Raw genomic sequence first — 24,291 nt, forward strand, 5'->3', positions numbered from 1 at the left:
GGCTCCCAGCGCAGAGTTGCCCTTGCCGGTTCGGCGGATTCGTGGCCTCATGCGTTCTTGCCCATTTCCTCGTCGCCGCCCGAGCAGCCTTGGACCCGCGCGGTCTCATCGCCCTCGTCGTCCACGGCCCGATCTTCCTGTAAGGCCCGGACCAAACCGGAACCACCGCTGGTAAACCCGCTGCGATTGCCGCGCCGGCCGATGGATCGGCCCTGCGGAAGTCCGACCACTCCGTCCGCATTGCCCTTGCCGCGTCCGCCCCTGTCCGGCCTGCCAGTTGTGGAAGGCTCGGCGCCTTTGACCACACCCTTCCGACTCGGGCGACCGGTAGGGACTGGCCGGCTGGAGGTCCCTTCGGATCCGATGGTCGTCGGCTTGGACCTCTGTGGTCCTGCGGGGCCTTGTGCTCCGGCATTCGGCCGTCCGCCGACAATCCCGTTACGGCCTCCCCCATTTACCCCGGAAGTCCCCTCCCTCGGAAACACGGCTCCCCCACCGCGGGGGGTGCCTCCCGAGACACCGCGTCCCATCTGCGACTGGCCGACAGCGGAGGGAGGCCCGCCCCTCGCGACTTCCGAACCCGAGGTTCCCACTCGTCCTGTCGGATTCGGACCACCTCTACCTGGAGCGCCCCCCGGACGCCTTGACGGTTCCGACAGACCGGGGCCGTGTTCACCACCGAGAGCCCGCGACACACGGTTCACCGCCGGGTAGGAGAACGCGCGGGTGGGAGGCGGGGGCGTAGCACCTTCAGGGGACACGGGCGCGACCGGTGACATCGGGGCCACGACGCTCCGCCCTGGTGCTGTATCCAGCGAGGGCGGGGCGCTGTTGATCTCCATACCCACCGTTCTGCTACCCGAGAGACCCTCATGGACAAAGGCTTCTGCCCCTCCGGCGGGGGCTGCCACGGTCTCCACCGGTGGGTGATTCGTGCGCGTGCCTGTCCTGTCCGAGTGCCGTGCCGGTGCCACTCCTTCCGGCGAGGAGCCGTCCGCCCTTACAGGCTGGGGCCAAGGCCCATCCCCCGTGGAACGCTGGGGCTTGGGCACGCCCACATCCGGCATGATCTGGAAAACAGGCGGCTCCTGCGCGGCCAGGGTTTGTTCGGAGACCGAGTAGAAGGACGACAGGCGGTTCATCTGGTTGATCGCCTCTTGGCGGTCCTGCTCCACCTTCAGCGCCGCCTCGTACTCGGCGTTCCCCGCAACCCTCTTCGCCGTAGGCAGGTCGTCGACCTTCACCGGCTCGGCCCGGTGGTCCCGCGGCGGCATCGCGCTCTTCACGGATACGAGGCCCTGGCCCGCCGCGCTGATCTGCACACCCGCCGTATCGGCGAATTCCGCCAGCCGGTTGGCGTGGTTCGCCAGGTTGTTGCCCCAGGTGCGGAAGGCCTCCCCGGATTCGCCCTCCCATTCGACCTTGCCGATGTGGCCGCGGAGTTCGGCCGCGGCGCTGCTGATCGCCTCGTGCGCGGCGAAGAGCGCGTCACCCGCGCTGATCAAATGCTGCGGGTTCGCGGGATGGATCAGGTCGATCATCTCGTTGAGCCGGTGGCCTTCGAAATCCGTCTTTCCGAAGAAGCGGACCCTTCCCCCGAACGGGAACACGCCGGAGAGGGCTTGCGCCGCCCCCGTGGTCATGTCGGTAATGCCGACCTGCTGGGTGACGCGCTGCTTGTCCGTCAGGGGTGCGGGTGACTGCGGCTTCTTGTCGGTCATCGCTACCACCCCGTTCCGGAGGTCTTGTCGTCGGTACGCTCCGGCAGCGGCTTGCCGTCCTTCTCGCGCCGGGCCAGACCCGCGTCGTAGTCGGTCTTGGACTGGATCTCCCAGAACCGCTGCCGCGTCTCCTCGTCGAGGTTGTCGAACCCGACGTCCGCCCCGTGCACGGCGATCCCCATCGCCTCGATCTGATGACTCAGCGACCGCGACAGCGAGGTCAGCCGTTCGTGCACGCGGTGGTACTGGGTGAAGAGGCCGTCCGCCTCGGGGAAGGCCGCGCCGGCGGCGCTGAAGGAGGCGCGGGAGATCTGGTGGGCCGCGAGGTTCGTGGGGCTGCCGTGGGAGCCGTCGAACTCGGTGAGCAGCTTGTCGACGCGCTTCTTGAAGGTCGTCAGCGCCTCCAGGCCCTTGCTCAGGTCAGTGGCCATGACCGCCGCCCCCGCTCCCGACATCAGGGCGCCGCCCCATGCCACCCTCCCCGTCCCCGTCCGCGTGAACCAATTGCCTTGCGCCGCACGTGCTCTGCTTACGCGCTGCGTATCCGGCGCGCATATCGCTACATCGCTACAGCGCCGCTATTGACGTCACTTGTCGCACCGCGAGCACTCTAGCCAACACCCGTTGCACGCCCAACAGACATTCTCCTGGGCCGAGTTCTCCCGGGCTGCCCCAACTCTAGGAAGGGTCATCACCCGACGCATGAGTACACCTACTCAGGTTTGATCAATTCTGATCAACTCTCATCGGCCTCCGGCATCGCAGGCGCGCTCTTGACCTGTTCTGCACCAAACCCACGCAGTAAGGCGCAGTACGGGCCCTCGCCTTCAGCCCCATAGCCGTTCTGCCCTACGACCCCGCAACCCTTCAGGCACGCAGCGCCGTCACGCCGCCCCGCTCGCGCCACCGCGTCGGCCACGACGGCGGGCCTCCCTGAAGGCCACCGCCGCGCCCGCCAGGGCCGCCGCGAGGACCGCCGCGCCCACCGCCACGTACGTGGCCAGGCGCCGGGTGCGCTGTTCGTCGGTCTCGCCCAGCTGGAGGGCCGCGGGGGTGGGGGCGCGGGCCGGGGTGACACCCTCGTGGGCGACCGGGGTCTGGACCGGGTGGTCGTCCTCGGTGAGGGCGCGGACCGGGTCGACCACGCCCCAGCCGACCAGGCGGTCGTGGCCGGCCACCGAGCGCTCGGCGGTCTGCTCGATCTGCGCGACGACCTCGCGCTGGGTCCACTTGGGGTGCTTGGCCTTGATGAGCGCGGCCACACCCGCGACGTAGGGCGCCGAGAAGCTCGTACCGCTGTCGGCGCAGTGGCCGCCGCCGGGGACGGTGGAGACCATGTCGACGCCGGGCGCGGCCACCCCCACGAACGCGCCGGACTGCGAGAACGCGGCCCGTTCGTTGTTGCGGTCCGACGCGGCGACCGCGAGGACCCCGGGGAAGGAGGCGGGGTAGGTCGGCTTGACGTTGCCGCCGAGGCCGTCGTTGCCCGCCGAGGCGACCACGACGATGTCCCTCGCAAGGGCCGCGTCCACCGCCTGTTTGAGGGTGCCCGCCGGCTCCACCGCTTTCGCCGTGTCCTGCGAGATGTTGATGACGCCCGCGCCGGCGTCGATCGCCTCGCGAATGGCTTTGGCGAGGGTCTCCGCCGTGCCGTGGCCGTCCGCGTCGTTCTGCTGGATGGGGATGATCGTCGCGTCGGGGGCGAGCCCCACGAACCCGGTGCCGTCGGCGGGGCGGGCGGCGATGATCCCGGCGACCTTCGTGCCGTGCCCGACCGTGTCGGTGGTGCCGTTCTCCGCCCCGCGCGGCAACGGCTGCCCGCTCGGGTCCTTGATGTCCTTCGGCAGCAGGTTCTTGCCCTTGGACGCGTCGACCGCGCTCTTGAGCTGGGCGTTCTTGATGTCGACGCCGGTGTCGATCACGGCGACCCGCACGTCCCGGCCGGTCGACTGGTGCCACAGCTCGTCCAGGAGTACGCGCTGCAGCGCCCAGGGCCGGCCGGCGTACGGCTTCGAGGGGAAGGTGCACTGGTCGCCGCCCCCGTCGTCGGCCGGGGCGGCGGCCGCCGGGGCGGCGAGGACCGTGAGGGACGTCAGGGCCGCGGCCGGCAGGGCGAGCCTCCTGTGCACGTACGCCATGGTCGCGCCGCCCCTCACGAGCCCTGGGGCTGGCGGGCCGCCCCGGTGGACAGGCGGGGCCCGGTGGGCAGGAACGTGGACCAGCTGATCGGGATCGGGGCCGGGTCGGACTTGGCGTAGCCGAGCCGGGTCTGGGCCTGCTGGGCCTCCTGGTCGAGCTGCTTGCGCTGCTCGGCGGTCAGGCCCGCGCCCGAGTCGCCCGCGGCGCTGTCGCTGTTGGACTGCATCGCGTACCGCAGGCCCGTGTCGGTGACCAGGAAGACGCCGCCCGCCTCGGTCTCGGAGCCCTGGATCTGGCGGAAGAGCTGCCCGGAGCCCGGCGTCACGTACGCGCTGCTGGAACCGGTGGGCAGGGGCTCGGGGAAGTCGGTGCCCGCCCAGGTGCTCATGGTGGTGGCGCCGTTGTCCTTGTTGACGTCGCGCAGCACGTTGCACACCGTGTTGCGGCTGCCGTTCGCGGTGCCCGCCTCGTTGACGGCGACCGGCATCGGGCGCGGCCAGTCGACGTTCCCCGGGAACTCGGTGGCCTCGGGGCTGAACATGGACGCGTTGGTCGCGGTCGCCTGACCGGTCCCCATGACCTTGCTCAGCTGGACGCTGTTGAGGAGGAGCTTGGCGGTGAAGTCGGAGACCGGCGAGACCTTGCCCCGCTGGACCAGGTAGTACTGCGCACCCGCGCCGTTGGTCGCCCGCAGGACCACGCCGATCCGGTTCGCATCGGCCGACAGGCTGCCCGGGACCCCGGCCGGGGCGCCGATCTTCCCCTCGACCTTGGGGAACGCGACCGGGTCACCCGTACGGAGGGTCTCCAGCCACTCCTTGGACACCCGCTCGGGTTCACGGCCCGAGCCGACCAGGGGGCGCAGCAGCTTCTCGTCGGAGCCGACCGGGTACTTGGTGCCCCGGGCGTCCACGATGTAACGGGTCTTGTCCTCGGCCCCGATGACGAACATCAGCTCGCCGCCGGTCAGCCGCTCATCGCCGTCGGTGCGGTTCATGTCGCGGTCCGCGAGGACGAACGCGGCCTTCTGGATGGCGCGGCCCCCGTCGCCGGGCCGCTCGCACACCGCCCAGCGCTTCGCGGACCCGGCCTCCTTGGCCGAGGGCAGCCGGTCGGGGGCGTACGGGATGCCGAGGGTGGCGCCGTGCGTCAGGGAACCCTTGTCCAGGACGGACTCGTCGACCTTGACGACCTGGCCCTTGTCCGGGGCGAGCAGGAGCTTCGCCGAGGCCATGTTGAGGACGGGGTGCAGTTCGCTCCTGCCGTCGGTGGTGAGCACGACATAGCGGGTCGTGGACTCGCTCGCGATGATGACCTTCTCGCCGGGGGTGTCCCAGCCGGGCGGCGCGGTGGGCTTGAACATCCCCCACGCCCCGAACGCGGCGAGCAGCACCACCGCCATGACCGTGCCCGGCAGCACGGCTCGCAGCGGACGCGGAGCCCCCTCTTCCGAGCCCGTCGGCGAGGGCTGGATGAACGATGCGAGCGTGCGACGCTTCGCGAAGGTGTACGCGTTGAGCTCGTCCCGCCGTGATGCCATGAGTGTCCGCGTTCTCCGTTGTCGCCGGGCGGATCCCCCGAGGGCCCGTCCCCCGCCCGCCGTTGTCAGACCGGGCCCCTACTATGCCTGTTACGTGATCGTACGTCTGGGGCGGGTAGGGTTGCCGGGTCCTCAAGGGCCTTATCAGCCAGGGGTTTTCGAGGGGTTTCGGGGGGTTGACGGATGGTTTCGCCGACAGGGACGCGCTCGCGCTCCCGTGAGGGGTCACCCGCTCCGAGCACCGCGGCCGCCCGTCCGGGAGCGCGTGCGGAGCCGTCGTCCCGGGCCCGCCGGACGGCGGTCACCGCGGCCGTCGGTGCGGTGACGCCCCACCTCAAGTCCCGTTCCGGACGCTTCGGTTCGTTTCGGCTGCAACAGCTCGTCCTGGTCGAGTCGGCCGTCGCCCTGCTGCTCGCGGCCTGGGCCGTCGGCACGGCGGCCCTGGTGCCGGCGGGCGTCGTCGCGGTGGCCCTGGTGCTGCTCGCGGTGGTGCGCCACCGGGGCCGTTCGCTGCCCGAACGGCTGGGCACCGCCTGGGCGTTGCGCGCCCGGCGCAAGCGGGCCGGCGACGTCGTGGTGCCGCCCGGCACCCTGCCCGGGCTCGCCCCGGCGGTGGAGTGCGACCCCACGCTGCGCAGCTACAGCCACGGCGACCGCGACCAGCGGCCGATCGGGATGATCGGCGACGGCGGCTTCCTCACCACCGTCCTCCAAGTGGAGTCGGACGCGACGGCGCTGCGCACCGAGCGGGGCCAACGCCCGCTGCCGCTCGCCCTGGTGCGGGACGCGCTCGACGTGGACGACATCCGGCTCGAATCGGCGCAGATCGTGCTGCACACCCAGCCCGCGCCCGCGCTGCGGCTGCCCCAGCAGTCCCTCGCCGTCACCAACTACGCTCCGCTGTACGCCCGGACGGCCTCGCCCGCGGTCCGCATCACCTGGATCGCGCTGAAGCTGAATCCGGAGCTGTGCCCGGAGGCGGTGGCCGCTCGCGGCGGTGGTCTGGCCGGCGCCCAGAAGTGCGCGGCCCGCACCGCACTGCACCTGGCGAGCCGGCTGACCGGGGCGGGTCTGAACGCCACGGTCCTGACCGAGGAGGAGCTCGCGGACGCGGTGGCGACATCGGCCTGCGCCAATCCGCTGGTCACCGCGCAGGCGGGCCGCGCGGAGGCCCCGCAGCGGCGCACCGAGGAGTCGAGCCGGTCCTGGCGCTGCGACAACCGCCGGCACGCGACGTACTGGGTCCGCCGCTGGCCCCGGATCGACGCGGGCGCCGGAACGGGCGGGCTGCCGCAACTCGTGGCCCTGCTCACGGCCGTGCCCGCGCTCGCCACCACCTTCAGCCTGACGATCGCCCGCGCCGGAGCCCGGCAGAGCAGCATCAGCGGCCACCTGCGGGTGACCGGCCGCAACGAGGCCGAACTGGGCACGGCCCGCTCGGCGTTGGAGAGCTCGGCGCGCGCGGCGAAGGCCCAGCTCGTGGCGCTCGACCACGAGCAACTGCCCGGCGTGCTCGCCACCCTGCCGTTCGGAGGCGCCCGCTGATGGCCACGACGACACCCGCCCCCGGTCCGCGCCGCGAACAGCGCACCGGTTTCGGCCTGATCGGGCCCCGCCATCGCCGCCACACCCTGTCCACCGACCAGCTGGACGCCCTGGCGCTGCCCATCGGCGACGACGGGGTGGTCGTCGGGGTGGACGCCGCGGGACGGCCCGCGGTGCTCGGGGTCAGCCGGCCGACCGCGTACGACATCGTGCTGATCGGCGGGCTGTGGACGGCCCAGGTGCTCGCGCTGCGGGCGGCCGCGACCGGCATCCGGGTCGCGGTGGAGACCGGCCGGCCGCAGGCCTGGGCCCAGTTGGTGCACGCGATCGCCAGCCAGAGCGGCATGACCGTGCACGACGTGGGCCGGGTGCCGCCCCTCGGTGCCTCGGCCGGCGAACCGGTCCTGGTGGTGCGGGACTGCGGCATGCGCCCGCCGCGCGGCCGGGTGGTGTCGGCACCCTGGCAGGCGGTGCTGACCCTGCTCCCCTATGTCAGCCCGGTCGCCCCGCGGCTCGTCCGCCAGGCGCGGCTCGTCGGGGTGCAGCGGGTCTCGCCGGACGAGGCCGCCCGCATAGGCCGCATCATGAGCCTGCCGCGTACGGAACAAGAAGGCCTCCCCACGCTCGCCGACGGGGTGACGCTCTGGTGCAACGAGCGCGACCGTTCCTTCGCGATGACGCAGGCGACGGACACCGAGACCGGATTGTTGGGTAACGCCCGACGGGTGGACTGAACCCCGGGACGGCGGCGCGAGTTGACCCGCTCTGCCCGTTTCGCCCCACACGCCCCGCCCCCGGTCGGCCACTTCGGCGGCACGCACGAGGCGAGGGTGACGAAAGGGACAGGCACTCGGGGTGGCCGGGCCTGCCGCGGCGGTATTGACGACGATTAGGGTGGGACGGACCGGGGGCAGGGACTCCACGACGAACGCACGCCGTCCGTAAACGTTCCGGACGACGCGGCGCTCGCGGTGGGGGAAGGGGCGGGCGACCGCGCACGACTCCGCGCCCCGCACACGGGGGCTGCCCCGCCCCGGCCGTACGTGCCAAGGAAACCCACGGCCTACAACCCGGTCACAGGCGAAACGAAAGGAAACCGGTGAACAGCGACCAGGACCAGTTCCGCACCGGCGGGAACGCGCGCGACGAGAATCGGTCCGACGCCGATCCCGAGACCACGGGTGAGTTCACCATCGACTACACCCCGCCCGCCTGGTACACCCAGGGCGCGCAGGACACCCCACCCGCTCCGGCCCCGGCTCCCGCTCCCTTCGGTGAGCCGGGCGGGAACACGGGGGCTCCGCCTCCGCCGCCCCCGGCGCCGACCGGTGCACCGCTCGACGTGCCCGGCCTTCCGGACGACGGCGGCTGGCAGCCGCACTGGGCCGCCACGCCGCCTCCGCCTCCGGCCGCCCCGGCACCGGCCACTCCCCCGCCCGCCTTCCCGGCCCCCGCGGCGCCCCCGGCCCCGCCCGCGCCGACGCCTGCGCCGACGCCTGCGCCTGCGCCTGCGCCCGAGGCGCCTCGCCCCGCGGACGAGAGCCAGGCCTTCGGTGGCGGGGACGTCGAGAGCGGCGCGACGATGCGGTTCTCGCCCTCCGCCCTCAAGCGGGAGTTCGAGCAGCTCGAAGCGGCGGCGGCCGCGGCCCGTGGCGCATCCGCGCCCGCACCGACCCCGCCTCCGCCCGCCCCGGCCCCCATTTCTGACACACCGTCAGCCACTGCGCCGACCGACGGACCGCCCGCGCCGCCGGAGTCCGCCTCCGCGCCGGACGCCGACGCCGGGAGCCCCGATGCCCCCACCGGGGCGGATGCGCCGGACACCTCGGGCGCATCGGGCACGTCGGACTCCGGCACCCCGGGCACCTCGGCGAAGTCCGAGCACACCGGCGTCTCCGACCATGCGACCGGTCCGACCGGCTCGGGGCCGGACGCCTCGGACGGCTTCGATGACTTCGACCCGTTCAACGAGGGGCCCAACAGGCGTCCCAGCGGCACGCTCTCGACCCTGGCCGCCACCGAGGAGACACCCGAGGCGCCCAAGGCACCCGAGGCATCGCCTGCCACCGAAGGCGACGGCCTCCCCCCGCACGACGCCGCGCACGACAGCACCCCGAACGACAGCACCTCGAACGCCACCGTGCCGAGCGACAGCCCGGCCGTCCCGGAGCCGGAGCCCTCGCCGTTCCACGCCGAGCACCCCGCCGACAGCGCCCCCTCGGCCGCCGCCCCTCTGGACGCACTCCGCACGGACGCGGCCCGCACGGACGCCGAAGCCACCCCGGCCGGCCCGGCCACCCCGGAACCCGCCCCGCCCGCGCCCGTCGAAGGGGCGCCCCCCGTCGCGGAGGCGTCCCCGATCACGGACGCGCATCCCATCGCGGACGCGCCCCCGATCACGGACGCGCCCCCGGTCGCCGATGCGGCGCCGGCCGCTGACGCCGCGCCGATCGCGGACGCCGTGCCCGCGGATGCCCCCGCCGTGGAGCCGCAGGACGCGCCCCCGGCCGACCAGCCGTGGGCCCCGGCCGCCGGGCCGCAGCCCGGGCTGCCTCCGCTGCCCCCGGCGTTCCAGCCCGCCGCGCCCGCGGCCGCACCGCAGTGGCCGGTACAGCCGCAGGCGCAGCCGATGCCGGGACCGTTCCCGGACCAGGCCGCACCGGCCGCTCCCGCGTGGCCGCAGCAGCCGCAGCCCCCTCAGCAGCAGGGCGGCTACGGCTTCCCCCAGCAGGGGCAGCCCGAGCCGCAGGCGCAGCCCGGTCAGCCCGGCCCGCCGGGGGTCGCCCCGCAGTCGCCCGCCCCCAACTCGCCCTCCCCGCAGGGCAGTTACGGCTTCCCGCAGCCGGGGCCCGGGCCGGCCGAGGCCGCGCCGCAGCAGGGCGGCTACGGCTTCCCCCACCCCGCCGCCGGCCCCCCGGCCGCACCCCAGCCCCTGCCGGGCCCCCAGTCCGGGCCCGCGCAAGGCGGTTACGGCTTCCCGCAGCAGGGCCCGACCGGACCGCAGGGCCTGCCCATACAGGGGCAGCCCCATCCGCCGGCACAGCCGGCCCCGCAGGGTGCCGCCGACCCGCACGCCCAGCCCGCACCGCCCGCCGACCCCCGGTCCGGCACCGCATGGCCCGCGCCGATCGCCCACGACCAGCGGGAGCGGTCGAACCCCGGCGCCCCGCTCGGGTACACGGCCGCCGTCGAGCTGTCCTCGGACCGGCTGCTGCGCAACAACAAGCCGAAGGCGAAGAGCAGCCGGGGCCCGGCGGCCGGGGCCTCGCGCTTCAAGCCCGGCGCCAAGAAGGAGGAGGCGGCCCGGCAGCACAAGCTCAACCTGATCCGGACACCGGTCCTTTCCTGCTACCGGATCGCGGTCATCTCCCTCAAGGGCGGTGTCGGCAAGACGACCACGACGACCGCGCTCGGCGCGACGCTCGCCACCGAGCGGCAGGACAAGATCCTGGCGATCGACGCCAACCCGGACGCCGGCACGCTCGGCCGCCGGGTGCGCCGCGAGACCGGGGCCACCATTCGCGACCTGGTCCAGGCGATCCCGTACCTCAACTCGTACATGGACATCCGCCGGTTCACCTCGCAGGCGTCGTCCGGCCTGGAGATCATCGCGAACGACGTCGACCCCGCCGTGTCGACGACGTTCAACGACGAGGACTACCGGCGTGCGATCGACGTCCTCGGCAAGCAGTACCCGATCATCCTCACCGACTCGGGTACGGGGCTGCTGTACTCGGCGATGCGCGGGGTGCTCGACCTCGCCGACCAGTTGATCATCATCTCGACGCCGTCGGTGGACGGCGCGTCCAGCGCGTCCACCACGCTCGACTGGCTTTCGGCGCACGGCTACGCCGACCTCGTCCAGCGTTCCCTGACCGTCATCTCCGGTGTCCGCGAGACCGGCAAGATGATCAAGGTGGACGACATCGTGCAGCACTTCCAGACGCGCTGCCGCGGCGTGGTCGTGGTGCCGTTCGACGAGCACCTGGCGGCGGGCGCCGAGGTGGACCTCGACATGATGCGGCCCAAGACCCGGGAGGCGTACTTCAACCTCTCGGCGCTGGTGGCCGAGGACTTCGTACGCGCCCAGCAGCAGCAGGGGCTCTGGACGGGAGACGGCCTCAACCCGCCCCCGCACATGGCCCCGCCGATGCCGGGCCATCAGGGTGCCCCCGCCCAGCCGTTCCCCGGCCAGGCTCAGCCCCAGCCGGGGCAGCCCTACCCGGCACCCGGTCAGCCGGGGCCCGGCGCCGCCCAGCCGGGGCCCTACCCGGGTCAGCCCTATCCGAGCCCGGGCCGGCCCGGGCCGGGGCAGCCGTTCCCGCAGCAGGCGCAGCCCGGGCAGCCCTACCCGGCGCCGCAGGGCCTGCCCTACCCCGGTCAGCCGGGGCCCGGCGCCCAGCCGGAGCCCTATCCCGGTCAGCCGTACGGGGCCCAGCCGGCCCCGTCGGGGCAGCCGCCGGCGCCCCAGCCCGGGCAGCCCGTTCCGGGCCGGCCCCACCCCAACGCCCCGCAGCCGCCTGCCGGTTGGCAGCTCCAGCCGCCGCAGCCCCGGACCGGTGAGGACGGCGCCGATCACGCTCCGCAGCCGCCGTCGGCCCCGCAGCAGTAGGGCGACCGAGGACTGGACCAATGAGGGCCCGCACCGTGTGCACGGTGCGGGCCCTCTGGCGTTTTCGCAGACCACATGGCTTGCGCATGGCCTGCGGTGCGTCGTTGACACGTCTAGACCACGCTGGTAGACCTGCGCCCACACCGGCTCGCCGCCGCTGTTCCACCGGCGCTCAACCTGCGGTCAACCCTGCTTTTCCGTGCGAGTGATGACGCGAGGTCACCGTCCCATGGCAAGAACAGTCCCGTCGCGCAACGCCCTGCGACCGCCGCGGCCCGGCCGCCGGGTGGCCATAGGGGCCGCCGCCGTCGCGCTGCTCGCCACCGCCGTGCTCCCCGTTCGGGGTGCGGTGGCCGACGACTCCAAGGGCGGCGAGAAGGTGCTCACCGTCGCCGTCTCCCAGAGCGTCGACTCGCTGAGCCCCTTCCTCGCCCAGCGGGTGATCAGCACCAGCGTGCACCGGCTGATGTACGAGTACCTGACGGACTACGACGCCGGGGACGGACACGCGGTCCCGGGGCTCGCCACCGCCTGGAACACCTCGCCGGACAAGCTGACCTGGACGTACACGATCCGCAGGGACGCGAAGTGGTCGGACGGCCGGCAGGTCACCGCCGACGACGCGGCCTGGACGTTCAACAAGACGATGACCGACAAGGGGGCCGCGACCGCCAACGGCAGTTTCGTGGCGAACTTCAAGAAGGTCACCGCGCCCGGCCCCACGACCCTGGTCGTCGAACTCAAGCGGCCGCAGGCGACGATGACGGCCCTGGACGTGCCGATCGTGCCGCGGCACGTGTGGGAGAAGGTCGGCGACTTCACCCGGTTCAACAACGACCGGCGCTTCCCCGTCGTCGGCGACGGGCCGTTCGTCCTGACCGACTACAAGGTGGACCAGTACATCAAGCTCAGGCCCAACAAGACCTTCTGGCGGGGTGCGCCCCAGTTCGACGAGCTGGTCTTCAAGTACTACAAGGACAATGACGCGGCGGTCGCGGCGCTGCGCAAGGGCGAGGTGTCCTTCGTCTCCAACCTGACGCCCGCACAGGCGAGTTCACTGAAGTCGGCCTCGCACATCAAGGTCAACGACGCCCCCGGCCGGCGCTTCTTCGCGCTCGCCGCCAACCCGGGCGCGCAGTCCAAGGACGGCACCCGGTTCGGCGACGGCAATCCGGCGCTGCTCGACCCCCGGGTGCGTCGGGCCCTGTTCGCCTCCGTCGACCGCACGATGCTCGTCGACAAGGTGTTCCAGGGCCATGCCGTCGAGGGCGAGGGCTACATTCCGCCCCGGTTCGCCGACTACTTCTGGAAGCCGGCCGCGGAGCAGAGGATCGCATACGACCCGGTGGAGGCCGCCGCACTGCTCGACGCGGCGGGCTACCGCACGGGCGCCGACGGCAGACGGACGGGCAAGGACGGCAGGCCGCTCGGCCTGCGGCTGCTGTGTCACGCCATCGACCCCAACGACAAGGCGGTCAGCAAGTACCTCCAGGAGTGGTGGGCCAAGCTCGGCATCGGGCTCACCGTGGACTGCGTCGACAACGTCACCGATCCCTGGATGTCGGGCGAGTACGACCTGGCTCTGGACGGCTACTCGGTGAGCCCCGATCCGGACTACGTCCTGTCCATCCACACCTGTGCCGCGCGGCCCGCCACCCCGAGGGCGACCGGGCAGACGGACGACTTCGTCTGCGACCGGCCGTTCGACGAGCTGTATGCGAAGCAGTTGGCCGAGTACGACACCGCCAAGCGGGCGGACCTGGTCAAGCGGATGGAGTCGCGGCTGTACGACACCGGGTACATCAACGTCATGGCGTACCCCAACGCGGTCGAGGCGTACCGCACCGACCAGATCGAGTCGATCACCACGATGCCCGAGGCCGCGGGCAACATCTACGGTCAGGACGGCTACTGGAGCTGGTGGTCGGCGGTCCCGGCGAGCGGCTCGGCCGCGAAGCCGGGCGGCGGCCCCTCGGCCGGAGTCGTCCTCGGCATCGTCGCGGGCGCGATCGTGCTCGCCGGGGCCGCCTCCTTCGTCGTGCTGCGCCGTCGCGTCGACGCCGACGACCGCGAGTAGGCCATGACGACAGCGAGTTCGGCCGACACCCCCGCGGTGGTCACCGAGGCACGCACCGAGCCGCGCGGCCGCCGGTTCACCGCGGGCCCGGCGCTCGCCTATCTGCGGTACGTGGGCGGCAAGCTGGCGGGGGCGGTGGTGTCCCTGTTCGCCGTCCTGGTGACCAGCTTCTTCCTGTTCCGGATCATCCCCGGCGACCCGGTGCGCACCATGACGCACGGCCGCCAGGTCTCGGCCGAGCAACTGGGCTCCCTGCGCAGCCAGTTCGGGCTCGACCTGCCGCTGTGGCAGCAGTTCACCCACTACTGCGGCGGTGCGCTGACCGGGGACCTGGGCACGTCGTACCAGTTCCACGCGCCGGTCGGCTCGCTGATCGCCGAGAAGCTCCCGGCGACGCTGCTCCTGACCGGCACGGCCGTCGTCCTGTACTCGGCGCTCGGCATCTGGCTCGGCACCCGCTCGGCCTGGCACAGCGGCGGGCTCGGCGACCGGTTCCACACGGGGCTCGCACTGACCCTGTGGTCGGTGCCCTCGTTCTGGCTGGGGCTGCTGCTCGTCATCACGTTCTCGGTGGGCACGGGCCCGGTCCCGGGGCTGTTCCCGACCGGCGGCATGGCGTCGGGCGACACGAGCGGCTTCGCGTACGTCCTGGACGTGGCGCACCACATGGTGCTTCCGGTGCTGACACTGGTGGCGGTGCAGTACGCGCAGACCCTGCTCGTCATGCGGTCCTCGCTGCTCGACGAGATGGGCGGCGACTATCTGACGACGGCCCGGGCGAAGGGGCTGCGCGACGCGGCGGTGCGCCGCCGCCACGCCGTGCCCAACGCGCTGCTGCCGACGGTCACGATGCTGTTCATCAACCTGGGCCATGTGGCGGCCGGTTCGATCCTGGTCGAGACGGTGTTCTCCTGGCCGGGCCTGGGCGGTCTGTTCTACCAGGCGCTGAGCGTGCCCGATCTCCCCTTGGTGCAGGGCCTGTTCGTGGTGTTCGCCGGCGCGATGATCGTGATGAACCTGCTGGCCGATCTGCTGTATCCGCTCCTCGATCCCCGGGTGGGCCGATGAGGACGACCGCATACGAGTCCGGTCCCGCGCCCGTGGCCAGGACCGCCGTGCACGACCCCGAGGAGGGCCGATGACCACGGCCGCCGCACCCGGCAACGACGGGTCGGGCTCGCTGGCCTGGGCGCGCCGGCGCGATTCGCTGGCCCGTTTCTGGCGCGCGTACCGCACGCACCGGGCGGGCCTGTACGGTCTGGCGGGCCTGGCCGTCATCGCGCTGATCGCGCTGACGGCGCCGCTCACCGTCGGCGGGAACATCCAGAGCGTGACCAGTGCGCCCGGCTCGGCCCTGGAGTCGCCGAGCGGTCAATTCCCGCTCGGCACCGATCAGTTCGGGCGCTCGCTGCTGGGGCTGCTGATCTGGGGAGCCAGGATCTCGCTGGCGGTCGGGCTGCTCGCGGCGGCACTGAGTGTGGCGATCGGCACCCTGGTCGGCATCCTCGCCGGGCACTACGGCGGCTGGCTCGCGACGGCGCTGATGCGGATCACCGACTGGTTCCTGGTGATGCCGACGCTGGTGCTCGCGATCGTGCTGGCCACCGTCATGTCGCACAGCGTCTGGACGGTGATCCTGGCGATCGGCGTGACGTCTTGGCCGACGACGGCCCGGCTGGTGCGGGCCCAGACCATCGCGGTCGAGTCCCGCCCGTACATCGAGCGGGCCCGCGCGCTCGGCGGCGGGCACCGCCACATCATGTCCCGGCACGTGCTGCCGAACGTGATGCCGCTGGTCCTCGCGCAGACCACGCTCGGCATCTCCAACGCCATCCTCACCGAGGCGACGCTCGCGTTCCTGGGCCTGGGTGATCCGACGGTGGTCTCCTGGGGCGGGATGCTCCAGGACGCCCGCGAGGCGGGCGCGGTCTCCTCCGGGCACTGGTGGTATCTGGCGCCGCCCGGGATCGCGATCGCCCTGGTCGCCCTGTCCTTCACGCTGTGCGGCCGGGCCGTCGAGGCCGTGCTCAACCCGAAGCTGGGGGTCCGATGAGCCTGCTGGAGATCAGGGACCTGCACGTCACGTACGGGAGCGGAGCGGCGGCGGTGCGCGGCGTCGACCTGACCCTCGCGCCCGGCCAGAAGCTGGGTGTGGCGGGCGAGTCGGGGTGCGGGAAGTCGACGCTGGCGATGGCGCTGCTGCGGCTGCTTCCGTCCTCGGCCGAGCTGACCGGGTCGGTCCTGCTCGACGGCGAGGACGTGCTCGGGATGCGCTGGGGGCGGCTGCGGGCGGTCCGCTGGGCGGGGGCGTCCATCGTCTTCCAGGGGGCGATGCACTCCCTGAACGCGGTGCACCGGGTCGGCGACCAGATCGCCGAGCCGATCCTGCTGCACGGCCTGGCCGGGCCGGACGGCGCCCGGGCCCGGGTCCGCGAACTCCTCGAACAGGTCGGGCTGCCCGCCGCCCGCGCGGACGCCCACCCGCACGAGCTGTCCGGCGGCCAGCGCCAGCGCGTGATGATCGCGATGGCGCTGGCCTGCGCCCCCGAACTGATCGTCGCCGACGAGCCGACGACCGCCCTCGACGTGATGATCCAGGCCCAGATCCTGCGCCTGATCGAACGGCTCGTGGCCGACCAGGGCATCAGCCTGCTGATGATCAGCCACGATCTGGCGGTGCTCGCCGACACCTGCGACCGGCTCGCGGTGATGTACGCGGGCCGCATCGTCGAGGAGGGCCCGGCGCGCCAGGTCTACGCGGCGGCCCGGCATCCCTACGGGCGGGCGCTGTCCGCCGCCTTCCCCCGCATCGGAGACCCGGCCTCGCGCCGGGCGCCCCGGGGCCTGCCGGGCGATCCGCCGGACCCGTCCGCGTTGCCGCCCGGCTGCACCTTCCATCCGCGCTGCCCGGTCGCGACCGGCGTCTGCGCCGTGGACGACCAGCCGTTGCGCGAGGCGGGCCCGGAGCACCGGGCGGCCTGTGTGCACGCCGCTTCCCCGTCGAGGAGCACCGCATGACCCCCACCACGGCCCCCCTCCTCGCCGCGTCCGCGCTGCACGTCACCTTCCCCGGCCGGCGCGGCGCCCCGCCCGCCCGGGCGGTCGACGGTGTCGAACTCACCGTCGGCGCGGGCGAGATCGTGGCTCTGGTCGGCGAGTCGGGCTGCGGCAAGACGACCCTGGCCCGCACCCTGCTCGGCCTGGTCTCCCCGACCGAGGGCACGGTCGCCTTCGACGGCAGCCCGCTCGACCATCACGCCCGCGCCCTCAAGGCGTACCGCAAGCGCGTCCAGCTGGTCCTGCAGGACCCGAGCGGCTCGCTCAACCCGCGGCACACGGTGTACGACGCGGTCGCCGAGGGCCTGCGCATCCACGGATCGCCGCGCGACGAGCGGGAGTTGGTGTCCCGGGCGCTGTCACGGGCCGGGCTGCGGCCGCCGGAGCGGTTCTTCCTGCGCTATCCGCACGAGCTGTCGGGCGGCCAGCGCCAGCGCGTGGTGATCGCGGGCGCGCTGGTCCTCGACCCCGAACTGATCGTCGCCGACGAGCCGGTGGCGTCCCTCGACGCGTCGGTGCGGGGCGAGATCCTGGCCCTGCTGCTGCGTCTGCGGGACGAGCTGGGCCTCTCGGCGCTGGTCGTGACGCACGACCTGGGTCTGGCGTGGAACATCGCGGACCGGGTGGCGGTGATGTACCTGGGCCGCATCGTGGAGACGGGCCCCGTCGAAGACGTCCTGACGAACCCTCAGCACCCTTACACGCAGGCCCTGTTGTCGGTCCTGCCGGAGTCCCCCGGCGACCCGGTGGTCCTCACGGGCGAGCCCCCGGACCCGTCCCGCGTCCCGGGCGGCTGCCGCTTCCACGCCCGCTGCCAGGTCCTGGCCTCGGGCGAGGCGGACCGGACGGGTGTGGCGGACCGCTGCCGCACCGAGGACCTGCCGGTCCTGGCGGGCGGCACGGCCGCGCAGGTCGCCTGCCACTGGGCCGCCGCGCGTCCGGGGGCGGTGCCCCCGGCACACGGGGCGGACTAGTCGCGCTCGGCCTCGTACGCCTCGATCAGTTCGCTGGAGCGCTTCACGTCGTTGCCGATCGCTTCGAGGAGGTCCTCGATGGAGTCGAACTTGGCCATGCCGCGCACATAGGCGAGGAAGTCGACGGCGACGTGCAGCCCGTACAGGTCGAGGCCGACGCGGTCGATGGCGTACGCCTCCACCGTGCGCTCGGTGCCGTCGAACTGGGGGTTGGTGCCGACCGAGATGGCCGCGGGCATCCGCTCGCCCGCCGCTGTGAGCCAGCCCGCGTACACGCCGTCCGCGGGGATCGCGGTGTGCGGCAGGGTCTCGACGTTGGCCGTCGGGTAGCCGAGCTCGCGGCCGCGCTGGGCGCCGCGCACCACGACGCCCTCGACGCGGTGCGGGCGGCCGAGGATCTCGGCGGCGCCCTCGATGTCGCCCTCGGTGACCAGGCGGCGGGTCAGCGTGGAGGAGAACGGCTCGCCGCCGCCCGCCTCGCCGCGCACCCGCAGGTCGATGACCTCGACCTCGTAGTCGTGGCTGCGGCCGAGCTCGGCGAGCACCTCGACGTTGCCCGCGGCCTTGTGGCCGAAGCGGAAGTTGGGGCCTTCGACGACGAGCTCGGCGTGCAGCTTGTCGACCAGGACCTTCACCACGAAGTCGGCGGCCGACAGCTTGGAGAACTCGCTGGTGAAGGGGAGGATCAGGATCGCGTCCACGCCGAGCTCCGCCATCAGTTCGGCGCGCCGGTGGTGCGGGGCGAGCAGCGGCGGGTGGCTGCCGGGGCGTACGACCTCGCTGGGGTGCGGGTCGAAGGTGACCACGACGGACGGCACGCCCAGCTCGCGGGCGCGCTGCACGGCCCGCCCGATGATCAGCTGGTGTCCGCGGTGCACCCCGTCGTAGGAGCCGATGGTGACGACGCTGCGTCCCCAGTCCTGGGGGATGTCCTCCAAGCCACGCCAGCGCTGCACTGTGACCGCTCCTCGAACCCGTGTACGTCGTTGACCCTTACGCGTCATGCAGGTCTAAGACTGCCATGCCCGGCCGCCCGGGATGGCATCGGCATGGGACTGCCCAGCGTCTCCACCGCGCGGCGGGCGCCCGGACCGACCACCGTGGCCCACTCGTGCGGCGCCTGGACCAGCCATCCGGCGACCTGCGCGGCGAAGGCGGGGACCTCCTCGCAGAGCTCGACCAGCCGCCCGTCGAAACGCGCCGCGCCTTCGGGCGTACGGACGAACAGGAGCCCGGTGCGGTGCACGAGGTCGCGGGTGCGCGCCTCGGCCCGCTCCCCCGAGCCGTGCGCGGCGGCGTCGAGCAGCGCGTCGACCACGGCCGGGTCGCGGGATGCCTGGCGCTCGAAGTCGAGCAGGACGTCGAGCAGCTCGGCGCGCAGCGGGCGCGAGGCGCGGGTGCCGGGGGCGGCCAGCACGGGGGCCAGCGCGCGCCGGGCGGGGCCGCGCAGCAGGCTGGTCACCATCGGGAAGAGCACCGCGCGGGCCGCCGGGCCGTGGGCGAGCCGGCGCTCCACGAAGGCGGCGGCCCGTCCGGCCGCTTCGGGGTGGTGCTCGATGTGCTCCTGCACGAGGGCCGCGGCGCGGCGGGCGAGGGCGGGGGTGTTGACCTCCGCGAGCGCGCCGAGGACGTCGGCCGAGCCGTCGCCGCCCTCCTGGAGGCGGGCGCGGAAGGCCGCGAGGACGGGCTCGGGGTGCGTGGTGAGGGCGGTGGCGAGCACGCCGGGCGCCGGTGCGGGACCGCCCGCGGCGTACGCGGTGAGCGCCCGGTCGAGGTAGCGGGCGCGGGTGCTGGGATCGCGGACCAGCAGGGCGAGGGCCGCGCCGTGCAGGGGCGTGTCCTCGGGACGGGCGAGCAGGGCGAGGGCCGCGTAGCGCAGCAGGGCGCGGTCGGCGGGGGTGCGGATGCCCAGGGCGACGCGCGGCCCGTGGGCGGCGGCCGCGGCGCGGCGCTCGGGCCGGTCGTCGTGGGCCCAGCGGTCCACGGCCCGGCAGAGCGCGGACGGCTCGTCCTCGGCGAGCTGGGCGAGGAGTTCCCCGGCGCGGACGTGGTCGGTCGCCACCAGGGCCTCGGTGAGGTCGTCGACCGCCAGGGACCGGCGCGCGTACAGCAGGGCCTGCGCCGCCCGGGCGACGGTGGGCCGCACCTCGGTGCCCGGTGCCACCGGCAGCGGGCGCTCGTCGCCGAACCAGCGGCAGAGCAGCGGCTGTACGGTCCGGGGCTCGGCGGCGAGCCGCCGGTCGGCCGCGTCCAGGTAGCGCTCCCAGCCGGGCGCGGCCCCGGGCACGCCGTCGGCCGGCACCAGGCGGCGCAGGAGTTCGAACCTGCCGTCCTCGCCGAGGCGCAGCCGGGTCCAGAACCACGGCCCGAACCCGCCGAGCGCGCCCAGGTGCGCCGGGCCTCCCTCGTGCAGGGACCGGTGGCTGATCCGGTCGGCGAGCAGCCGCAGCACTTCCTGGTAGGGCCGGGCGTCGGGGACCCGCAGCAGCGTCTCGGTGAGCAGGTGGACGGCCCACCACTGGGCGTCCGCGAACCGTTCGCCGTCCGCGCCCCCGGCCGGGGGCCGGCCGAGAACGGTCACCAACTCCTTCAGTTTCAGGGCGAGTTGAGTGGAGCCGTGTCGGCTTCCGAGCAGCAGCATGGCTTCCAGTACGGGCCCGATGCGGTGCCGGGGCACCGGCAGGGACCGCTCGGCGGGGGCGGGCCCCGAGCCGGGCGGGGGCGGCACGTGGCCGGCCGGCACCCCGGCGCCGGGGGCGTCCCGCGAGGGCAGCCGCACGACGGTCCCCGGGTCGCTCTCGTCGTACCAGCGGTGCACCAGGGCGTACAGGGCGGCGTCCAGGTCCAGGTGGGAGGCCTGCACCCAGTCGGCGAGTTCCTCGTGCGCGAAGCGGTAGCCGGACCCGGCGGGCACGAGGAGGCCCTCGGTGAGCACGGCGGAGGCGGCTCCCGTACGCCACGGGAAGATCTCCTCGAACGACTCCCGGTCCAGTTCGCCCTGGCCGGGGCCGAGGCAGCGCCGGGCCGCCTCGTGCACCTGTCCGCCGACGCGGGCCGCGAGCCGTCGCACCGCCCGGCCGCGCACCGGTGGGCGGGCGGAGGCGGCGACGCGCACCGCGATGCGCAGGCACATCAGGTCCAGGTGCGCGCCGAAGACGTCCTCGCGGTCCGGGCGGCCCTCGATCTCGGCGGGCAGCGCGCCGCGCACCTCGGCGAGCAGCCGCAGGGTGAGGGGGTGGCGGGCGTCGCGGTCGCCGAGCGCGTCCTGGGCGATGCCGTGGCGCTCGCGGGCCAGGGCCGCCTCCGTGGGTCCCAGGTCGCCGATGCGCACCCCGTCGGGGAGGCGGGGCAACCGGGCCGGGTGGAGGGCGCCTTCGGGGTAGTGCGCGCCGGCCTGCTCCCAGTGCTCGGGCCGGCAGGCGACCACCAGGCGCGCCCCGGCCGCGGCGAGCCACTCCACGGTCCCGGCGGTCCATTCGGCCAGCCGGTGGGCGAGGACGGGCGGCATCTCCTCGGGCCCGTCCAGAAGGACGAGCAGCGGGCGTCCGGCCTCAAGGGCGAGGTGGGCGAGCCGGTCGTGGGTGGCCGCCGGCTCCTCGCCGCGTGCCACGAAGGCGGCGACGATGCGGGCCGCGTGGGCGAGGGCGCGGCCTACGGCGTCGGCGACCGAGGTGTCGTCGGCGTGCAGGTCGGCGCCGCGCAGCCACAGCGTGGGCGCGGGCTCGGCGCCGCGGGCCCGGCGGGCGGCGAGGGCGGCGAGTTCGGTGGTGCGGCCGGTGCCCGGGTTTCCGACGAGCCCGAGCACGAGGGCCCCGCCGGTGGCGAAGGCGGCGAACTCCTTGAGCGTGGCGGGCCGTTCGACCGGGTCCTGCCGGGGGCGGGACCCGCCGGCGGAGCCCACCGAGGTCGCGGTGAGCTGGAGGGCACCGGCCAGGTTGAGGTCGGCGCCGTAGGCGGGCACGGTGGCGGCGTTGCGGCGCAGCAGGTCGGCGAGCGGGCCCCGCTCGGCGCGCAGCGGCATCGCGAAGCCGGAGGCCTGGTGGGCGGCGTGCAGCGCGGTGCCGACCACGCCGAGGACGGCACCGGTGACGGTGTCGACGACGGGGCCTCCGCTGGCCTCGCCGCCGAGCCGCATGGCCTCGCTGCCGGCCGTGCCGATCGCCAACTCCATGACACCGCCCAGGAGATGGAAGCGGTCGGTGGCGGTGTAGGTGACGGCCGAGGTGCCGAGCACGCGTGCCTCGCGCCAGCCGTGGGCGGCGACCCGCACATAGCCGCCCGGTTCGATTCCGGTGCGCGAGGAGACCGGCAGCGGTGGCACCCCGAGTCCGTCGGTGCGTACGAGCGCCAGGCCCGCTGCGGGCAGGGGCGTGATGTCGTCGGCCTCGGCGAGCCAGGTGCGTTCGCCGGGGGCGTGCAGCACGACCCTGCTCAGTCCGTCGACGGCCTCGTGACTGGTGAGGACGGTCCCCCGGTCGTCGGCGACGAAGCCCGTTCCCCGGGTCCGCCCGGCCAGATCACAGATCCGTACGAGCGCCCTGGCGCCCTCGCCCCCAGCCCCGCGTCCCATGTCCGAAACGGTAGTTCTGGGGTGATCCGCCCGAGAAGAAGATCGGGGGAAAGCGCCCCCTCGCGCCCCCGCCCTTCACTCCGAGCGCCTGCCCGTAGGGGTGAATCGCCCGGGCGGTGCGGATAGACCCCGGACGAGGGGGATCGTGGAGTGGGCGGGCCGGCCCGCCCACTCCACGATGGGCGCCCCGCTCGGCGGCGGTGGGGCCGGCCCGCTCCCCGACGGCGGGCTCAGCCGAACACGGCGAGGCTCTTGGCCTTGCCCTTCTGGCTCTCGACGAGGGCGAGGAAGGTGCCCTCGGGCCCGAAGACGCCGACCGGCTTCCCGTTCTCGTACTCGTCCGGCATGTCCAGGCGTACGCCGTTGAGCAGCAGCGAGCCGCGGCGCGCGTCGACGTCCCAGCGGGCGAAGGCGGCGGCCGCGGCCGTCGCCACCGGCATCACGGTGAGCGACTCCTGGAGCTGGTCCAGGGTGCGGGCCGCGTCCAGGCCGTAGGGGCCGACGCGGGTGCGGCGCAGCGCGGTGAGGTGGCCGCCGACGCCGAGGGAGGCCCCGAGGTCACGGGCGAGCGCGCGGATGTAGGTGCCCGAGGAGCAGACGACGGACACGACCAGGTCGACGACGGGGGTGCCGTCCTCGGCGACGGCCTCGCGGACGTCGTAGACGCGGAAGGAGGACACGGTCACCGGGCGGGCCGGGATCTCGAACTCCTCGCCGCCGCGCACCCGCGCGTAGGACCGCTTGCCGTCGATCTTGATGGCGGAGACCTTGGACGGCACCTGCATGATGGCGCCGGTCAGCTCGGCGACGCCCGCGTCGATGCCCTCGCGGGTCACCTTGGAGGCGTCGGTGGACGAGGTGATCTCGCCCTCGGCGTCGTCGGTGACGGTGTCCTGGCCGAGCCGGATCGTACCGAGGTACTCCTTCTCGGTGAGGGCGAGGTGGCCCAGGAGCTTGGTGGCCCGCTCGACGCCCAGGACGAGCACCCCGGTCGCCATCGGGTCGAGGGTGCCGGCGTGGCCCACCCGGCGGGTCTTGGCGATGCCGCGCATCTTGGCCACGACGTCGTGCGAAGTGAAGCCCGACGGCTTGTCGACAATGACAAGGCCGTCGGGCGTCTTTGCTGCGGTGCTCATGCGGAGGCGTCGTCCTCGTCGCCGGGCTTCTTGTACGGGTCGGCGTCACCGGCGAACTGGGCGCCCGAGGACACCTCGCGCACCGCCGCGTCGGAGGCCCGTGCCTTGTCGAGGAGGTCCTCGATGGTCTTGGCGTTCTCGGGGAGCGCGTCCGCGATGAACGTCAGGGTGGGCGTGAACTTGGTGCCGGCGGCGGAGCCGACCGCGGAGCGCAGGATGCCCTTGGCGCTCTCCAGGCCGGCCGCGGCGGCGGCCCGGTCCTCGTCGTCCCCGTACACCGTGTAGAAGACCGTGGCCTCCCGCAGGTCGCCGGTGACCCGGGTGTCCGTGATGGTGACGTGCGTTCCGAGGCGCGGGTCCTTGACGCCACGCAGCAGCTTCTCGGCCACCACCTCCCGGATGAGGTCCGCCAGCTTCTTCGCCCGCGCGTTGTCGGCCACTGGTCCTTCTCCTTCTCAAGCCTTGCTCAGTGTTTCAGTCTTCGTCGCTGTGGAGCCTGCGTCTCACCGAGAGCAGTTCCACCTCGGGCCGGCCGGCGACGAGCCGCTCGCACCGGTCGAGTACGTCTGTGAGGTGCCCCGTCTCCCCGGACACCACCGCGAGGCCGATCTCGGCCCTGCGATGCAGATCCTGGTCACCGACCTCGGCCGCGCTCACCGCGAACTTGCGCTGGAGCTCGGCGACGATCGGCCGGACGACGGAGCGTTTCTCCTTCAGCGACCGTACGTCGCCGAGGAGCAGGTCGAAGGACAGTGTCCCCACATACATGTATGTCCGGATGTCCCGCCGGTACGGGTTAGAGGACCCGGCCAAAGTCTTGGCAGGGACATCTAGAACCGTACCGGAACGGCCGGGGCCGATCGACGGAAATAATCTTCCCGCCGATCGGCCCCGACTTCGCGTTCCTCAGGAGGCCGCGC

At 73.6% G+C, this 24,291-nt stretch carries 17 protein-coding genes; 8 read left to right on the plus strand and 9 right to left on the minus strand.

The window, feature by feature from the left end; genetic code table 11:
• Window positions 1-47 precede the first annotated feature (47 nt).
• The 4 genes from IE267_RS19120 to eccB form a co-directional block, all read right to left on the minus strand.
• Complete coding sequence (locus tag IE267_RS19120; protein ID WP_189764066.1) at window positions 48-1,721, minus strand: WXG100 family type VII secretion target; 1,674 nt, start codon at window positions 1,719-1,721, stop codon at window positions 48-50.
• Between the two features lie 2 nt (window positions 1,722-1,723).
• Window positions 1,724-2,152, minus strand: coding sequence for a DUF2563 family protein (locus tag IE267_RS19125; protein WP_229861327.1), 429 nt, complete (start codon window positions 2,150-2,152; stop codon window positions 1,724-1,726).
• Window positions 2,153-2,605: 453 nt separating this feature from the next.
• Window positions 2,606-3,859, minus strand: a complete 1,254-nt coding sequence (gene mycP, locus IE267_RS19130; RefSeq protein ID WP_189764068.1) for a type VII secretion-associated serine protease mycosin — start codon at window positions 3,857-3,859, stop codon at window positions 2,606-2,608.
• 14 nt (window positions 3,860-3,873) lie between these two features.
• Window positions 3,874-5,400, minus strand: a complete 1,527-nt coding sequence (eccB, locus tag IE267_RS19135; protein WP_189764069.1) for a type VII secretion protein EccB — start codon at window positions 5,398-5,400, stop codon at window positions 3,874-3,876.
• 183 nt (window positions 5,401-5,583) lie between these two features.
• Between eccB and eccE the strand changes: the two genes are divergently transcribed.
• From eccE to IE267_RS19175, 8 genes are all read left to right on the plus strand, one after another.
• Complete coding sequence (gene eccE, locus IE267_RS19140; RefSeq protein ID WP_167152888.1) at window positions 5,584-6,945, plus strand: type VII secretion protein EccE; 1,362 nt, start codon at window positions 5,584-5,586, stop codon at window positions 6,943-6,945.
• A complete protein-coding gene (locus IE267_RS19145) occupies window positions 6,945-7,679 on the plus strand; it encodes a hypothetical protein (protein WP_189764070.1) in 735 nt (244 codons plus the stop codon). The genes eccE and IE267_RS19145 overlap by 1 nt, the downstream gene beginning before the upstream one ends.
• Before the next feature lie 365 nt (window positions 7,680-8,044).
• Window positions 8,045-11,557: an SCO5717 family growth-regulating ATPase gene (locus IE267_RS19150; protein WP_189764071.1), complete on the plus strand. Its 3,513-nt coding sequence runs from the start codon at window positions 8,045-8,047 to the stop codon at window positions 11,555-11,557.
• A 229-nt stretch (window positions 11,558-11,786) separates the two neighbouring features.
• Window positions 11,787-13,634 carry an ABC transporter substrate-binding protein gene (locus tag IE267_RS19155; RefSeq protein WP_189764072.1) on the plus strand — a complete coding sequence of 616 codons (1,848 nt, stop codon included), beginning with the start codon at window positions 11,787-11,789 and terminating at the stop codon, window positions 13,632-13,634.
• A 3-nt stretch (window positions 13,635-13,637) separates the two neighbouring features.
• A complete protein-coding gene (locus IE267_RS19160; RefSeq protein ID WP_189764073.1) occupies window positions 13,638-14,702 on the plus strand; it encodes an ABC transporter permease in 1,065 nt (354 codons plus the stop codon).
• A gap of 70 nt (window positions 14,703-14,772) precedes the next feature.
• The gene (locus tag IE267_RS19165) at window positions 14,773-15,687 is read left to right on the plus strand and encodes an ABC transporter permease (protein ID WP_189764074.1); all 915 of its coding nucleotides are present in this window, start codon (window positions 14,773-14,775) and stop codon (window positions 15,685-15,687) included.
• Window positions 15,684-16,652: an ABC transporter ATP-binding protein gene (locus IE267_RS19170; protein WP_161252747.1), complete on the plus strand. Its 969-nt coding sequence runs from the start codon at window positions 15,684-15,686 to the stop codon at window positions 16,650-16,652. Before IE267_RS19165 ends, IE267_RS19170 begins: the two co-directional genes overlap by 4 nt.
• Window positions 16,649-17,665, plus strand: coding sequence for an oligopeptide/dipeptide ABC transporter ATP-binding protein (locus IE267_RS19175; RefSeq protein ID WP_167152892.1), 1,017 nt, complete (start codon window positions 16,649-16,651; stop codon window positions 17,663-17,665). The genes IE267_RS19170 and IE267_RS19175 overlap by 4 nt, the downstream gene beginning before the upstream one ends.
• On the opposite strand, the gene IE267_RS19180 is transcribed toward IE267_RS19175, so the two are convergent.
• The 5 genes from IE267_RS19180 to IE267_RS19200 form a co-directional block, all read right to left on the minus strand.
• On the minus strand, window positions 17,662-18,621 hold the full coding sequence (locus tag IE267_RS19180; protein WP_189764075.1) for a bifunctional riboflavin kinase/FAD synthetase: 960 nt from the start codon (window positions 18,619-18,621) through the stop codon (window positions 17,662-17,664). The two genes, IE267_RS19175 and IE267_RS19180, sit on opposite strands and share 4 nt — an antisense overlap.
• A 44-nt stretch (window positions 18,622-18,665) precedes the next feature.
• The gene (locus tag IE267_RS19185) at window positions 18,666-22,235 is read right to left on the minus strand and encodes a S1 family peptidase (RefSeq protein ID WP_189764076.1); all 3,570 of its coding nucleotides are present in this window, start codon (window positions 22,233-22,235) and stop codon (window positions 18,666-18,668) included.
• Between the two features lie 230 nt (window positions 22,236-22,465).
• Window positions 22,466-23,371, minus strand: coding sequence for a tRNA pseudouridine(55) synthase TruB (truB, locus tag IE267_RS19190; RefSeq protein WP_189764077.1), 906 nt, complete (start codon window positions 23,369-23,371; stop codon window positions 22,466-22,468).
• Window positions 23,368-23,811 (minus strand): 30S ribosome-binding factor RbfA, encoded by a 444-nt coding sequence (rbfA, locus tag IE267_RS19195; RefSeq protein WP_100578009.1) that lies wholly within the window; start codon window positions 23,809-23,811, stop codon window positions 23,368-23,370. The genes truB and rbfA overlap by 4 nt, the downstream gene beginning before the upstream one ends.
• 34 nt (window positions 23,812-23,845) lie before the next feature.
• Window positions 23,846-24,139 carry a DUF503 domain-containing protein gene (locus tag IE267_RS19200; protein ID WP_161248660.1) on the minus strand — a complete coding sequence of 98 codons (294 nt, stop codon included), beginning with the start codon at window positions 24,137-24,139 and terminating at the stop codon, window positions 23,846-23,848.
• Window positions 24,140-24,291: the final 152 nt, after the last annotated feature.

The organism is Streptomyces xanthochromogenes (genome assembly GCF_014650455.1).
Taxonomy (GTDB): Bacteria; Actinomycetota; Actinomycetes; order Streptomycetales; family Streptomycetaceae; genus Streptomyces; species Streptomyces xanthochromogenes.

Bases quoted from the DNA above. Each gene is read 5' to 3' on its own strand.
- eccB (WP_189764069.1), bottom strand. From the start codon at position 5,400: ATGGCATCACGGCGGGACGAGCTCAACGCGTACACCTTCGCGAAGCGT.
- IE267_RS19125 (WP_229861327.1), bottom strand. From the start codon at position 2,152: ATGGCCACTGACCTGAGCAAGGGCCTGGAGGCGCTGACGACCTTCAAG.
- eccE (WP_167152888.1), top strand. From the start codon at position 5,584: ATGGTTTCGCCGACAGGGACGCGCTCGCGCTCCCGTGAGGGGTCACCC.
- mycP (WP_189764068.1), bottom strand. From the start codon at position 3,859: ATGGCGTACGTGCACAGGAGGCTCGCCCTGCCGGCCGCGGCCCTGACG.
- IE267_RS19145 (WP_189764070.1), top strand. From the start codon at position 6,945: ATGGCCACGACGACACCCGCCCCCGGTCCGCGCCGCGAACAGCGCACC.
- truB (WP_189764077.1), bottom strand. From the start codon at position 23,371: ATGAGCACCGCAGCAAAGACGCCCGACGGCCTTGTCATTGTCGACAAG.
- IE267_RS19165 (WP_189764074.1), top strand. From the start codon at position 14,773: ATGACCACGGCCGCCGCACCCGGCAACGACGGGTCGGGCTCGCTGGCC.
- IE267_RS19185 (WP_189764076.1), bottom strand. From the start codon at position 22,235: ATGGGACGCGGGGCTGGGGGCGAGGGCGCCAGGGCGCTCGTACGGATC.
- IE267_RS19155 (WP_189764072.1), top strand. From the start codon at position 11,787: ATGGCAAGAACAGTCCCGTCGCGCAACGCCCTGCGACCGCCGCGGCCC.
- IE267_RS19160 (WP_189764073.1), top strand. From the start codon at position 13,638: ATGACGACAGCGAGTTCGGCCGACACCCCCGCGGTGGTCACCGAGGCA.
- IE267_RS19120 (WP_189764066.1), bottom strand. From the start codon at position 1,721: ATGACCGACAAGAAGCCGCAGTCACCCGCACCCCTGACGGACAAGCAG.
- IE267_RS19170 (WP_161252747.1), top strand. From the start codon at position 15,684: ATGAGCCTGCTGGAGATCAGGGACCTGCACGTCACGTACGGGAGCGGA.
- IE267_RS19175 (WP_167152892.1), top strand. From the start codon at position 16,649: ATGACCCCCACCACGGCCCCCCTCCTCGCCGCGTCCGCGCTGCACGTC.
- IE267_RS19200 (WP_161248660.1), bottom strand. From the start codon at position 24,139: ATGTATGTGGGGACACTGTCCTTCGACCTGCTCCTCGGCGACGTACGG.